Source organism: Litorisediminivivens sp. KMU-197 (genome assembly GCF_056858395.1).
Genome location: NZ_JBXEQG010000005.1, coordinates 197,953 through 211,507 on the forward strand (window position 1 = coordinate 197,953; position 13,555 = coordinate 211,507).

Annotated in this window: 11 protein-coding genes; 4 read left to right on the forward strand and 7 right to left on the reverse strand. The window is 66.8% G+C overall.

All coding sequences use genetic code 11. The features are described 5' to 3' along the window. Positions 1–26: 26 nt before the first annotated feature. A complete protein-coding gene (locus AC04PT_RS13230) occupies positions 27–1,070 on the forward strand; it encodes a phosphotransferase family protein (protein WP_482874172.1) in 1,044 nt (347 codons plus the stop codon). After that, a complete protein-coding gene (locus AC04PT_RS13235; RefSeq protein WP_482874173.1) occupies positions 1,067–2,287 on the forward strand; it encodes a GNAT family N-acetyltransferase in 1,221 nt (406 codons plus the stop codon). Before AC04PT_RS13230 ends, AC04PT_RS13235 begins: the two co-directional genes overlap by 4 nt. A 136-nt stretch (positions 2,288–2,423) precedes the next feature. Here the strand turns inward: AC04PT_RS13235 and AC04PT_RS13240 are convergent, their stop codons facing one another. After that, on the reverse strand, positions 2,424–3,296 hold the full coding sequence (locus tag AC04PT_RS13240; RefSeq protein WP_482874174.1) for an NAD(P)-dependent oxidoreductase: 873 nt from the start codon (positions 3,294–3,296) through the stop codon (positions 2,424–2,426). A 92-nt stretch (positions 3,297–3,388) separates the two neighbouring features. Here AC04PT_RS13240 and AC04PT_RS13245 point away from each other — a divergent pair, with 92 nt between their 5' ends. Further along, the gene (locus AC04PT_RS13245; RefSeq protein WP_482874175.1) at positions 3,389–5,860 is read left to right on the forward strand and encodes a penicillin acylase family protein; all 2,472 of its coding nucleotides are present in this window, start codon (positions 3,389–3,391) and stop codon (positions 5,858–5,860) included. A 109-nt stretch (positions 5,861–5,969) separates the two neighbouring features. Here AC04PT_RS13245 and hflX read toward each other — a convergent pair whose 3' ends face one another. The 4 genes from hflX to trkA form a co-directional block, all read right to left on the reverse strand. Next, the gene (gene hflX / locus AC04PT_RS13250; protein ID WP_482874176.1) at positions 5,970–7,223 is read right to left on the reverse strand and encodes a GTPase HflX; all 1,254 of its coding nucleotides are present in this window, start codon (positions 7,221–7,223) and stop codon (positions 5,970–5,972) included. 17 nt (positions 7,224–7,240) lie between these two features. After that, a complete protein-coding gene (gene hfq, locus AC04PT_RS13255) occupies positions 7,241–7,480 on the reverse strand; it encodes an RNA chaperone Hfq (RefSeq protein WP_048531263.1) in 240 nt (79 codons plus the stop codon). Between the two features lie 129 nt (positions 7,481–7,609). Next, positions 7,610–9,124 carry a TrkH family potassium uptake protein gene (locus AC04PT_RS13260; protein WP_482874177.1) on the reverse strand — a complete coding sequence of 505 codons (1,515 nt, stop codon included), beginning with the start codon at positions 9,122–9,124 and terminating at the stop codon, positions 7,610–7,612. Positions 9,125–9,127: 3 nt separating this feature from the next. Then, positions 9,128–10,504 carry a Trk system potassium transporter TrkA gene (gene trkA / locus AC04PT_RS13265; RefSeq protein ID WP_482874178.1) on the reverse strand — a complete coding sequence of 459 codons (1,377 nt, stop codon included), beginning with the start codon at positions 10,502–10,504 and terminating at the stop codon, positions 9,128–9,130. 206 nt (positions 10,505–10,710) lie between these two features. Between trkA and AC04PT_RS13270 the strand changes: the two genes are divergently transcribed. After that, a complete protein-coding gene (locus AC04PT_RS13270) occupies positions 10,711–11,232 on the forward strand; it encodes a cell wall hydrolase (protein WP_482874179.1) in 522 nt (173 codons plus the stop codon). A 294-nt stretch (positions 11,233–11,526) separates the two neighbouring features. Here AC04PT_RS13270 and AC04PT_RS13275 read toward each other — a convergent pair whose 3' ends face one another. Beyond that, positions 11,527–12,135: a hypothetical protein gene (locus AC04PT_RS13275; RefSeq protein ID WP_482874180.1), complete on the reverse strand. Its 609-nt coding sequence runs from the start codon at positions 12,133–12,135 to the stop codon at positions 11,527–11,529. A 4-nt stretch (positions 12,136–12,139) separates the two neighbouring features. Further along, entirely contained in the window at positions 12,140–13,555 is a 1,416-nt protein-coding gene (gene ntrX, locus AC04PT_RS13280; protein WP_482874181.1) for a nitrogen assimilation response regulator NtrX, read from the reverse strand.

Genomic DNA, 13,555 nt, shown 5'->3' on the forward strand with positions numbered 1-13,555 from the left:
ACAGCATCGGAGGCCGCGGCGCACCCATGGGCAAGAGCAACAAGGACCGGATCGCCGGAATCGTGAACCGGACCGAAGCCTATTTCGGACAGAAGGTGGTACGCACCTCGGCGCCGGGCGGCTCGGGGCGCGCCAGCTATCGGCTGAAGCTGGCCGACGGGCGGTCGCTGATCGCGACATTGCGGCCGAATTTCCGGCGCACGCACGTGGAGGCTTTCGTACTGGACCGGCTGTCGGCGCTGAACGACGATACGCCGGAATGCCTGGGCGTCGACGATGACCTGATGTTCCAGTCCGACGTCGGCGGCAAGCGGCTGAATGTGGCGATTGCCATGGGCGAGGCGGCGGAGCGCGAAGCCTTGGCCCACGAGGCCGTGGCGGCGATCTTCCGCATCCAGGAGGCCGCGCGCAAGCTGGCCCTGCACGATGCGCTGCCGCATCTGGGACAGGGTCGGCCCTGGGTCCAGAACCTGGTGCAGGCAAGCGCGGCGCTGGGCGAATTCTCGGCCGGGCGGGCATCGGCTATGGATCAGGCGGCACTCTGCGAGGCGCTGGCATCACCGGCGCGGCAATTCGTGAAATGGGATTGCCGATCGGGCAACGCGGCGATCGGGCGGGACGGCCGGTTGCGCTGGTTCGACTTCGAGTACTGCGGCGCGCGGCATGGCGCCGAGGACATCGCTTGGCTGATCGGCGACGAGGCCTGGCCGCTGGCGCCGGCGCTGATGGAACAGGTTGTCCGCGATTGCTTCGATCCGCATTGCGGGCACGGGCTGGACGACTACCTGGATTACCTGGCGCTCTACCTGACATTCCATTGCGTCCAGCGCTTCAAGCTGATCGTCAAGGAGACCCGCAAGCGGGGATGGCGTTCGAAAGAGCGGATCCGCAAATACGACGACGCCGGGATCCACCCGGAATTCGCGATCCAGATCTGCCGCGTGGGGGCCTACTTTGCCGCGCGGCGATCGGACACCGCGCCACTGGCCCGCGATTTCGAAGAGGCGGAAGCGGTGTTCCGCGACATATGGAGAGACGGCCTGAAAGAGGCCATGGCGAGGGCAGGATGACCTATCACAACCCGCATGACACCGACGCGGACGCGCTGCATGTCGAGATCGTCGACACGCTGGACGGGCTGGAGACGCTGCGCCCGGCCTGGGAGGCATTGCAGATGCGCGACCCGGAGGCGAACGTCTTCCTGACGTGGCACTGGCTGGCGCGGGCCCTGCGCGAGAACCCGTTCAAGTGGACCGTGCTGGTGGCCCGCGACGCGCGCCAGCCCGGAGAGGCGCTTTGCATCCTGCCGCTGAAGTACCGCACGCACTGGAGCCGCTCGCGCGAGGAGTTCCAGACCCGGCTCGAGGCCGGGGGGCGGCTGGTGTTCAGCGAATACACGGGCTTCCTGTGTCACCCCGAATTCGAGACCCAGGCGCTGGCCGCGGTGGTCGATGCGCTGGCGGATATGCCCTGGACTCGGCTGTCGATGCGCTATGTCAGCCAGGTGCGGCGCTGCAACCTGTTCACCGATCTGCTTCGGGCGCGCGGCCTCGAGGTGCGCTATCGCGATTACCTGATCAACAAGAAGACCACCGACAACCTGCTCTGCCCGCAGGTCGACCTGCCCGAGGAATTCGACAGCTACCTGGCCAACCAGGTCAGCGCCAACCGGCGGCAGAAGCTGAACAAGCGGCGGCGGCAGCACCTGGCGAGCGGAGACATGACCCTGACCCGGTCGCGGCCCGAAACCTTTGACGCCGACCTCGAGGTATTGCTGGATCTGTGGATGCGGCGCTGGGGCAAGCAGAAGGGATCAAACGCCGGGGCGGTGGCGGGCAATTACCGCAAGGTGGTGCGCGCGGCCCAGGCGACGGGAACGCTGTTCCTGCCGATGCTCAAGCAGGGCGACACCCCGCTGGGCGCGCTGGCGCATATCGTGGATCGTGACAACGGCATCGTCCATTTCATCGTCGGTGGCCGCGATCCCGCAGCCGGGGTCAGCGGCATCGGCGATCTGCTGCATTTCCATGCGATAGAATGGGCGATCACGCAGGGGTTCGTCTGCTATGATTTCGGCCACGGCAACGAGAAGTACAAGTACAGCTATGGGGCGGTGGATCAGCAGGTGCTCTATTTCGAGGCGCGCCGGGCATACGATCCGAAGCTGGCGTTCGATTTCCTCTGCGCCGGAGAGGCGCTGCGGCGGACGGCCGGCATGCTGAAAGACGGCAAGACCGACGCCGCCACCAAGGCCTGCCTGCAATTGGCGGACGTGCTGTCGGGGTAGCGCCGCGTCATCCCGGGCTTGACCCGGCATCTCTTACGCTGCCGAGGCTTTGGTTCGCGAGGCGCGCCTGCGCGCCGGGTTACGCCGCGGGGCGGCGGGGCGTTTCGGCGGAGCGGTTCGGGCGCGGTGGCGCGCCCTAGCCCGCCGCGTTCAGCCGCTTGATCAGGCTCGAGGTGTCCCAGCGGCCGCCACCCAGCTTCTGGACATCCTTGTAGAACTGATCGATCAGCGCCGTCACCGGCAGGCTGGCGCCGACCTCGTCCGCCGTTTGCAGGCAGATGCCGAGATCCTTGCGCATCCAGTCGACCGCGAAACCGTGTTCGAAATGATCGTCCAGCATGGTTTCGAAGCGGTTGACCATCTGCCATGACCCTGCCGCGCCGCCGCCGATCACGTCGACCACCGCGCGCCCGTCAAGCCCCGCCTTCTGCGCGAAATGCAGCCCCTCGGACAGCCCCTGCACCAGTCCCGCGATGCAGATCTGGTTGACCATCTTGGTCAGTTGCCCTGCCCCGCTTTGGCCCAGCCGGCGGCAGGCCTTGGCGTAGGCGTCGATCATCGGCGCGGCGCGGTCGTAGGTTTCTTCGTCACCGCCGCACATCACCACCAGCTGGCCGTTCTCGGCCCCTGCCTGACCGCCCGAAATCGGCGCATCGACGAAGCCCAGCCCGCATTCCTTGGCGAGGCCGTAAAGTTCACGCGTGACCGCCGCCGAAACCGTGGTGTGATCGACGAAGATGCTGCCCTGAGACATGCCGGCGAATGCACCGTCCTCGCCCAGGCAGACCGCGCGCAGGTCGTCGTCGTTGCCGACGCAGGACATCACGAAATCGGCGCCCTCGGCGGCCTCTGCCGGTGTCGCGGCAGCCTTGCCGCCGTATTCCCCGGCCCAGCGCTCGGCCTTGGACGCGGTGCGATTGTAAACGGTGACCTCGTGGCCCGCCTTGGCCAGGTAACCCGCCATCGGGTAGCCCATCACCCCGAGCCCCAGAAACGCCGCTTTCGCCATGATGCACCCTCCCGCTTTTGTCCGCCGTGTGTTTCCTTTATGGGGTTCTCACCCGAGGCCGGGCGGAAGACAAGAGGCAAGGCGGACGACCGATGATTGCGATTTTCAGATGGCTGATCCGCCTCGCCACCGCGCTGGTGGTGCTGGTGGCGCTGGCGGTAGGGGTGGTCTACTACCTCGCGTCGCGCTCGCTTCCCGAATATGACAAGACGCTGAGCGTCGCGGGCCTCGACGGGGAAGTCGAGATCGTGCGCAACAATGCCAATGTGCCGCATATCTTCGGCGAAGCCGATGCGGACGTGTTCTTTGGCCTTGGCTACGCCCATGCGCAGGACCGGCTGTGGCAGATGGTGACCCTGCGGCGCACGGTGCAGGGGCGGCTGTCGGAGGTGTTCGGGCGGCGGACCCTGTCGACCGACACGCTGATGCGGCGGCTGAATCTCTATCCGCTGGCGGTGCAGTCGGTCGAGGCACAAGACGCGCGGACCCAGGCGGCGCTCAAGGCCTATGCGGCGGGCGTGAATGCGCGGCTGGCCGAGATCAACAGTGATGCGCTGGGCCGCGGTGCGCCGGAGTTCTTTCTGTTCGAGGCGCCGATCGCGCCCTGGCAACCGGCCGATTCCATCGCGTTGATCAAGCTTCTGGCGGTGCAGTTGTCGGGGCATCTGCGCGAAGAGGTGCTGCGGGCGCGGACCTCGCTTCTGGTGCGCGACGAGGACCGGCTGGCCGATCTGCTGCCCGATGCACCGGGGTCGGGGATCGCGGCGCTGCCGGAATATTCGGCGCTGGTGCCCGGCATCCTGAAAGGCGCGCAGCGCAATGCAAGGTTGCCCGAGGATCCCTTGATGCCGTTCGCCACACGGGGTTTGGGCGGCGCGTCGAACGCCTGGGCCGCCGCGCCGTCGCGCTCGGCCTCGGGCGGGACCCTGCTGGCCAACGACCCGCACCTGGGTTTCTCGGCCCCGGCGATCTGGTATCTGGCGCGGCTGGACCTGGAAACCGGCGGCGTGATCGGCGCCACCGTGCCGGGCGTGCCGGTGGTGATGGCGGGCAAGAGCCCATCGTTGGGCTGGGGGGTGACGTCATCCTACCTCGATGACCAGGACCTGTTCATCGAGCAGCTCAATCCCGACAACACGCTGCAATACCGCACGCCGGGCGGCTACAAGGATTTCGAGACCCGCCGCTCGATCGTGCGCATCCGCGACGAAGCGCCGGTGACGCTGACCCTGCGCTGGACCGACAACGGCCCGGTGCTGCCGGGATCGCATTTCGACCTGGGCGAAGTCACGCCGGCGGGCCATGTCGCGGCGCTGAGCTGGACCGCGCTGGACGGTGCGGACACCTCGATGAGCGCAGCCATGGCGCTGATGTACGCGGGCAATGTCGATGAGGGGCTGGCGGCGGGCGAAGCCTATGTCGGGCCGAGCCAGATGCTGACACTGGCCGACAGCGACAGCATCGCGATGCAGCTGATCGGGCAGATGCCGCGCCGGTCCGAGCGTCACGAGAGCAAGGGGCGGATGCCGACCCAGGGCTGGAAGGTCGAGAACCGCTGGCAGGGCCGCCTGCCCTATGAGGACAACCCGCAGTTCGTGCGTCCGGTGGGCGGGATCGTCGGCAACACCAACAACAAGATGATCGACCGGCCCTTTCCCGCGCATGTCTCGTATGAATGGGGCGACAGCCAGCGTATCGAGCGCTGGAAACGGCTGATGCAGGGCCGCGAGGTGCATACCCGCGACAGCTTTACCGAGGCGCAGCTGGACACGGTCAGCAATGCCGCCCGTTCGTTGCTGCCGCTGATCGGCGCCGATCTGTGGTTCACCGGCGAGGCCGCGCCCGAGGGCACGCTGGCCCGTCAACGCGAGACCGCGCTGTCGCTGCTGGCGGAATGGACCGGCGAGATGAACGAGCACCTGCCGGAGCCGCTGATCTATTCGGCCTGGCTGCGGGCGCTGCAGGACCGGCTGATCCGCGACGACCTGGGGCCGCTGGCGGACGCCTTCACCCATGTCGAGCCGCTCTTCATCGAGCGCGTCTACCGTGACATCGACGGGGCGAGCGCCTGGTGCGATATCCTGCAAAGCTCGCCCGAGGAGACCTGCGTCGACATCGCCCGGCTGGCGCTGGAGGACGCCGTGGTCTGGCTGGAAGAGAACTTTGGCCGCGACCTCAGCGCGCTGCGCTGGGGCGATGCGCATGAGGCCACGCATGACCACCCGGTGCTGGGCGAGGTGCCGGTGCTGCGGTATTTCGTGAACATCCGCCAGTCGACCTCGGGCGGCGATCACACGCTGATGCGCGGCCGGACCTCCGGTCGCGGCGAAGCCCCGTTCCAGAACGTGCACGGGGCGGGCTATCGCGGGGTCTATGACTTCGCCGATCCGGATTCTTCGGTCTTCGTGATCTCGACCGGGCAGTCGGGACATTTCCTGTCGCGGCACTACGACGATCTGGGCAGCCTGTGGCGGCGTGGCGAATATATCCCGATGTCGCTGGACGAAGACCTCGCGCGGGCGGCGGCAACGGGGATCACGCGGCTGCTGCCGGCGTCCAACTGAAACGTCGGATTGGGGCTCTGCCCCAAACCCCGGAGTATGCGGGCAAGATGAAGACGGAAGGTCCGTGCTTCATCTTGCCAGATAAACTCCCGCCGGAGGCTCCCCAAAATCAGAGCCGGGCGAATTGGGCCGCCTGTTTGCGCGTCCAGCTGACCTTGAGCGTGTAGCCCTCCTCGGTCTGCCGTTCATCCGTCACAAGGTTGCGGTCGAACAGCCAGGCGCGTTTCTTGCCCTCGCTGAAAGCCAGCGTCAGGTGTTCGTCGTGCTTTTCCGACTCCAGCGCGCGGGTGACGGCGGCGAGAAAGTTCTCCATTCCCTCGCCCGTCACCGCAGAGAGCGGCACGATGGCGTCGTTGCGGTTGGCGCGGGTCATGATGGCATCGCGGTCGTCGGGGGCGAGCTGGTCGATCTTGTTCCAGATCTCGAGCTGCGGGGTCTCTTCCGGCACGCCGAGGCTGTCGAGGATGGCGCGAACGTCTTGGGCCTGCTCTTCGGTGCCGGCGTGGCTGATGTCACGGACGTGGCAGATCACATCCGCTGCCAGCACCTCTTCCAGCGTGGCGCGGAAGGCGGCGACCAGTTCGGTGGGCAGGTCGGAGATGAAGCCCACGGTGTCCGACAGGATGATCTCCAGCCCGTTGTCGAGTTCCACGGCCCGCATGGTGGGGTCGAGCGTGGCGAAGAGCATGTCCTTGGCCATGACCTCGGCGCCGGTCAGGCGGTTGAAGAGCGTCGACTTGCCGGCGTTGGTATAGCCCACCAGCGCCACGATCGGGAACGGCACCTTGGCGCGGGCCTTGCGGTGCAGGTCGCGGGTCTTGACCACCTTGTCGAGCTGTCGGCGCAGGCGCACCAACTGGTCATCGATGGCACGGCGGTCGGCCTCGATCTGGGTTTCGCCGGGGCCGCCGACGAAGCCCAGCCCGCCGCGCTGGCGTTCAAGGTGGGTCCAGGCGCGGACCAGGCGGGTGCGCTGGTAGCTCAGCGCCGCCATCTCGACCTGCAGCACGCCCTCGCGGGTGGCGGCGCGGTCCGAGAAAATCTCGAGAATGAGGCCAGTGCGGTCAAGCAGTTTGACGCCCCAGGCCTTTTCGAGGTTGCGTTGCTGAACCGGGGTCACGGGGCCATCGATCAGCACCAGTTCGACCTCGGCGGCCTGCATGCGCTCTTTCAGTTCCTCGATCTTGCCAGAGCCGAAGAGCATGCCGGGATGCGCCTTGGGCAGACGCACGGTCTCGGAGCCCATGACCTCAAGGTCGGGCAGCGCGGCGGCCAGCGCCACGGCCTCGGCCAACGCCGGCTCGGGCGCCCGGCGGGTCTGGTCGGACTTGATGTCGGGATGCAGGACCCAGGCACGGGTCACTGGGGTGGCGTGCTCTTTCAAGCGCCCTCGTCACCGTCATAAAGGTTGATCGGCTGCGCCGGCATGATGGTCGAGATCGCGTGCTTGTAGACAAGCTGCGATTGACCGTCGCGACGCAACAGGACGCAGAAATTGTCGAACCAGGTGATCACGCCCTGAAGCTTGACGCCGTTGATCAGGAAGACCGTTACCGGAACCTTGGTCTTGCGCACATGATTCAGGAACGCGTCCTGCAGGTTCTGTCTGTCCGAAGCCATACTGAAATTGCCTTTGTTCTTGCCGTAGTTGCCGCGGATCGGCCCCCTCACTGAGGCGCGAGTATGTCTTGCCCGCAAGGGGTTTTCCAGCCCCGAATGCGGGCAATCTATGCTGCAGTGCAGCAAAAGTCAATTTCGCCACAGGTTGGGGGACAAAAGCGCGATGATGGCAAGCGTTTCCAGACGGCCGACAACCATGGCCGCGCCATAGACCAGCTTGGCGCCGCTGTTCAGCTCGACCAGCTGGATCGGCGCTTCGAGCGCCACGGTAATCAGCGGGCCGGTGGTCGCCAGCGCCGAGGTGGCGAGGACCACCGCGGCCTCGAAGCGCACCCCGAAACCGGCGAGCAGCACCGTTATGGCGGCCAGCGAGATGGCGAAGAGCATGAAGAAGATCCACGCGACGAAGGCGCCATGGCGGCGGATGCGGCGGCTGACGGCGCGGGCGTTGCCGACCGAGGACGGGTGGACCAGACGCTCGATCTCGCGCCGGCCGTTGAGGTAGAGCGCGAAGACCCGCAGCAGCTTGACGCCGCCGGCGGTCGTGGCGACGCCGCCGCCGATCATGGCCAGCCCCATGAGGATGATGCCCGGGTTGTCGAGGCCGGACCAGCTGCGCGCATCGACCCAGTCGGCGCTGAGAAAGCCGGTGGTCGACAGGAAGGAAAGCACGGTGAACATGCTGCCCCAGGCGGCCTGTACAGCCGACATCAGGTCGTTGACCTCGTCGATATCGAAGGCCCCGACCCAGTGGCGCAGGAACAGGAAGCCCGGCACCGCGCCCACCAGCAGCAGGCCGAGGCGGAACTCGGGGTCGTGGCGCAGGCTGGCCGCAGCGCCGGTGGCGGTGTCGTTGGAGAAGGTCAGCCGCGACAGCGCGAAGAGCATGAAGAGGAAGATCAGCGCCTCGCCCACCGGACCGGAGATGCCGTTCTGCACCCCGCCCACCGGCGAGATGCCCGAGGTCGCCAGTGTCGACGCGGCGTGGCAGAACGCCGCCAGTGGCGCTTCGCCGGCCACCAGCAGCGAGACCCAGAGCGCCAGCGTGAGCCCGCCGTAGACCGGGATCAGCCGCCACGAGGTGCGCATCACGCGGGTCACCGGGTCGGCGCCGGCCATATGCGCGACGCGGGCCTCGCCGCCGCCCGGCTCGGCGCTGGCGGTCACTTCGAAACCGCCGAGGTTGAGCGGCGCAAGGATGGCCGCCGCCGCGATCCACATCAGCAGCCCGCCCATCCAGCCCACCAGCGCGCGCCATAGGTGCAGAGTCTCGGACAGGCGCTCGGCGGGGAACAGCGTGGCGCCGGTGGTGGTGAAGCTCGACACCATCTCGAGATAGGCGTTGAGGAAGGTGGTGGTGCGCAGCGCTTCGTAGAAGGGCACCGCCATCACCACCGGGATCACGGTGAACGCACCCAGAAGGCCCAGCAGCTGGCGCAGCCCGGACTGGTAGTGCGACCGGTTCGAGATGGCGATGGCGACGAGGCTGGTCAGCACCAGCGTCAGCAGCCCGGCGTAGAAGAAGGTGCGGGCCTCGTGAAACGACTGCTGCGCCAGCGCATGCGCCGCCGGCACCATCATCCACAGCCCCGTCAGACCGACGATCTGCAGAAAGAATGGCAGCTGGCGGAGGGTGTTGCCCATGGCTCAGAAGAAGTCGATCGAGACCTGGAGCAGGCGCTCGACCTCGGGCACGTCCTTGGCCATGGAGAACAGCGCGATCACGTTGCCCTCCTCGATGCGCAGGCCGCCAGTTGGGCGCATCACCTTGTCCTGTTGCAGGACCGCGCCGACCAGCACGCCCTCGGGAAAGTCGATGTCGCGGATGCGCTGCCCGGCGATGGGCGAGGTCGAGAGCACTTCGGCCTCGATCACCTCGGCCTCGGCGTCGCCTACGGAATAAACGCCGCGTACCCGCCCATGGCGGATGTGGCGCAGGATCGAGCTGACGGTGGTGGCGCGTGGGTTGATGTAGGCGTCGATGCCGAGAGGGCCCATCAGCGGCACCAGCGTGGGATCGTTGATCAGGGCGATGGCGAAGGGGCAGCCTTCGGCCTTGGCGCGCACTGCGGCCAGCATGTTGACCTTGTCGTCGTCGGTGACGGTCAGCACGGCGTCGGCCCGCGCGATATTGGCCTCTTTCAGCAGCGCCGCATCCAGCCCGTCTCCGTGCAGCACGATGGTGCGTTCGAGGATGTCGGCGGCGCGTTCCGCGATCTTTCGGTCGCGTTCGATCACCTTGGCGCGGACCCTCTCGACCCGGGTTTCCAGCGCGTGCGCCACGGCGAGGCCGACGTTACCGCCGCCGACCAGTACCACGCGTTCCTGCTTGGCCTGATGCTTGCCGAAGATCTCCATGGTGCGGGCGACGTCGTCGACATGGGCCATGACGTAGCAATCGTCCTTGACCAGAAGCTGATCGTTGGCGTCGGGTGCGAAAAGCGTGCCATCACGGCGGATCGCCACCACGGTCGAGCGCAGGGTCGAGAACAGATCGGTCAACTGGCGCAGCGGCGTGTTCAGCACCGGGCAGTCGGGGTCGAGCCGCAGGCCGAGGAACTGCGCCTGCCCGTCAAGAAAGCTTTCGGTATCGAAGGCCGCCGGCGCCGAGAGTCGTTGCAGGGCGGCGTCCGCCACCTCCTTCTCGGGCGAGATCACCACATCGATCGGCATGTGGTCGCGGCGGTAGAGATCGGAATAGATCGCGTCGAGATAGCTTTGCGAGCGCAGCCGCGCGACCTTGCGCGGGATCGAGAACACCGAGTGGGCGACTTGGCAGATCACCATGTTGACCTCGTCGGAGTGGGTCGCGGCGATGATCATGTCGGCGTCGCGGGCGCCGGCGCGTTGCAGGATGTCGGGATAGCTGGCGAACCCGGCGATGCCCTGCACGTCGAGCGTGTCGGTGGCGCGGCGCACGAGGTCGGGATTGTTGTCCACGACGGTGACATCGTTGCGCTCGCCCGACAGGTGCCGGGCGATCTGCCAGCCGACCTGCCCGGCGCCGCAGATGATGACTTTCATGTCACAGGCTCCCCTGCCCCGGAACGCGAGACACATCCTTGGCAGAACCTGTGATGAGCGTCAACGCGCCGAGAGGGTGGCGGGGCCTTGCCTGTTGCGCTCAGGCAAGAGCCTGCCCGTCGGGGGGCGGGGTGGCAAAAGCGCTTGCCTTTTGGCCGCCGGATTGCTGTTTCAGAGCTAACCAAGAACAGTTCCGGGGACGTGACGTGAGAAACCTGCCGAAGACAACTCTTTGCGCCGCGCTGGTGGCGGTGATCCTGGTGGCCGGCTGCGGGCAGAGAGAGGCGAAGACGCCGGCCTCGGTCAGTTCGAAGTCGCTGGAGTGCATGGCGCGGGCCATGTACTTCGAATCGAACCGTTCAAGCCGGGACGGCATGATCGCGGTGGGCAGCGTGGTGATGAACCGCGTCGCCTCGCCGGACTTTCCCGACACCATCTGCGGAGTGGTATCCCAGAAGCGGCAATTCGCGCCCGGGGTGATGAGCAAGCAGATGAACGACAGCGGATTGCCGCTGGCCCTGGCGTCGGCGACGGCGGTGCTGCAGGGCGAACGGCATCCGCTGGTGACGAAGGCGCGGTTCTTCCACGCGGCCTGGTACAAGGCGAATTTCAACAACATCCACTACGTGGTGACGGCGGGCGGCAATGCCTTCTATGAGAAGCGGCCCCCGGCGCTGGTGACGCGGCGGGTGCCGCCAACGCAGGTCGAGGGGTTGACCGGCGGGTAAGACGCGCGGTTTACGGGTCGGGATCGTGAAACACCGTTGTGAGGCCCCGGATCGTGACCGGGCGCGGGGTGATCCACGCTGGCCTTGAGGTCCCGGATCAGGTCCGGGACTACGTTGCGGGTCGGGAAAAGGCCGGGCTACCCCCCTGCCCGTGCCTGCCAGTCGCGGGTCCAGGCGCGCACCGCCTCAAGTGTTTCCCATTCATAGCGCGGGTTCGGGCGCGGGGTGATCCAGGTAGGTCATGAGGTCCCGGATCAGGTCCGGGACTGCGGTGTGGGTCGGGAAAAGGCCGGGCTACCCCCCTGCCCGTGCCTGCCAGTCGCGGGTCCAGGCGCGCACCGCCTCAAGGGTTTCCCACTCATAGCGCGGGTCTTCGGTGACGCGGCCGGTCCAGAGCCGGCCCTGCCCGACACGCCACGGATCGAGCAGGAGCCCCTCGTACATCGGCCGGCCTCTGGCCGTGACCACCAGCGAGACATGTTCCAGCGCCGCGTTGCGGGCATTGGCCATGCCGATGTGCAGGTCGATGGTGCGGAGGTGCTCGGCGCGGAGCGCGGCGTGAAGCGCATTGGCCCAGTCGCGGCAGACCCCCTTTTCGCGAAAGCCGTTGGTGACCTTGACGTTGTGCAGTAGCGGCGGGTCGATGACCTGCCAGTCCTGCGCGAGCCTGAGCGGGTAGCGCACGGCGATCCCGGCGGCGCGGGCCGCCTCATGGGCGTCGATTCCGGGGCCGAGACCTCGGATCTGTCGCGTGACCTCGGCGATGCGGGCCTCGATGTCGGTTTCCGATGCTGCCGGCGGCACAGCCCCACGCGAACTGGCCTGCGACGCCTCCGGCGCCTCGCAACCGGTCAGCAGGGCAAGGCAGAGGCCCGCCACCGGCAGGCCGTATCGCATGCGCATGTCGTCAGCCCGCCTGTGCCGTCACCTCGTCATCGACCCGCGCCACCCGGGCGCCGGCCTTGGCAGAGGTCACCACGCCCAGCGATTTGAGCTTGCGGTGAAGCGCCGACCGCTCCATCCCGACGAAGGCCGCCGTGCGCGAGATATTGCCGCCGAAGCGGTTGATCTGGGTCAGCAGGTACTCACGCTCGAAGGCTTCGCGCGCCTCGCGCAGGGGCAGAGTGGCAAGGGTGCCGGCGAGCACGACACGGCCCTCGTCATTGGTGCTCGGCGTTTCCTGCGGCAGTTCGTGGGCCTCGATATCGCCGGTGCCGTCGCCAAGGATCAGCACCCGTTCGATCAGGTTCTTGAGCTGGCGCACGTTGCCGGGCCAGATCATCGTCTGCATCAGCGCCACGGCCTCTTCCGACAAGGCGCGCTGTGGCAGTCCCTGGGTTTCGTGGCAGGACTTGATGAAATATTCGGCCAGCACCGGGATATCCTCGCGCCGGTCCTCGAGCGAGGGCACGGCGATCGGCACCACGTTCAGGCGGTGATAAAGCTCCTGCCGGAAACGTTCGGCGGCGATTTCCTCTTCGAGGTTCTTGTTGGTGGACGAGATCACCCGCAGATCGACGCGCACCTTGTCGGAGCCGCCGACACGGGTGAATTGCTGGTCGACGAGCACCCGGAGGATCTTGGACTGGGTGCCCGGCGGCATGTCGGCGACCTCGTCGAAATAGACCACGCCGCCATGTGCCTGCTCCAGCAGACCGGCTTCGACACCCCGTTCTGCGGATTCGCGGCCGAACAGCACCTCTTCCATGGTTTCGGGCTCGATCGAGGCGCAGTTGACGGTGACGAAGGGGGCTTCGACGCGATTGGAATGGGCGTGGATATAGCGCGCGGCGACCTCCTTGCCGGAGCCTGCCGGGCCGGTCAGCATGACGCGGCCATTGGACTTGGTGACCTTGTCGAGCTGGCCCACCAGCGTGCGGAAGGAGGCGCTTTCGCCGACCATCTCGGCGGCGGTGGTTTCCTTGCGCTTGAGCTGCTGGTTCTCGCGGCGCAGGCGCGAGGTTTCCATCGCGCGGCGGATCACCACCAGCAACTGGTCGATGTTGAAGGGCTTCTCGATGAAATCGTAGGCACCCTGCTTGATCGCCGCGACCGCGATCTCGATATTGCCGTGCCCCGAGATGATGACCACCGGGATGCCCGGGTTGTCACGCTTGACGGTCTTGAGGATGTCGATGCCGTCCATGCGGCTGTCCTTCAGCCAGATGTCGAGGATCATAAGCGCCGGCGGCTCGTCATTCAGCGCCGCCATGCATTCATCCGAGCCGCCCGCCAGCCGCGTCGAATAGCCTTCGTCTTCAAGGATATCGCCGATCAATTCCCGGATATCGCGTTCGTCGTCCACAATAAGAATATCGCTCAT

Excerpts from the sequence above, each read along its gene's own strand:
- AC04PT_RS13230 (WP_482874172.1), top strand. The coding sequence starts at position 27 with ATGGGCAAGAGCAACAAGGACCGGATCGCCGGAATCGTGAACCGGACC.
- ntrX (WP_482874181.1), bottom strand. The coding sequence starts at position 13,555 with ATGAGCGATATTCTTATTGTGGACGACGAACGCGATATCCGGGAATTG.
- AC04PT_RS13245 (WP_482874175.1), top strand. The coding sequence starts at position 3,389 with ATGATTGCGATTTTCAGATGGCTGATCCGCCTCGCCACCGCGCTGGTG.
- trkA (WP_482874178.1), bottom strand. The coding sequence starts at position 10,504 with ATGAAAGTCATCATCTGCGGCGCCGGGCAGGTCGGCTGGCAGATCGCC.
- AC04PT_RS13275 (WP_482874180.1), bottom strand. The coding sequence starts at position 12,135 with ATGCGCATGCGATACGGCCTGCCGGTGGCGGGCCTCTGCCTTGCCCTG.
- AC04PT_RS13260 (WP_482874177.1), bottom strand. The coding sequence starts at position 9,124 with ATGGGCAACACCCTCCGCCAGCTGCCATTCTTTCTGCAGATCGTCGGT.
- AC04PT_RS13240 (WP_482874174.1), bottom strand. The coding sequence starts at position 3,296 with ATGGCGAAAGCGGCGTTTCTGGGGCTCGGGGTGATGGGCTACCCGATG.
- AC04PT_RS13235 (WP_482874173.1), top strand. The coding sequence starts at position 1,067 with ATGACCTATCACAACCCGCATGACACCGACGCGGACGCGCTGCATGTC.
- hfq (WP_048531263.1), bottom strand. The coding sequence starts at position 7,480 with ATGGCTTCGGACAGACAGAACCTGCAGGACGCGTTCCTGAATCATGTG.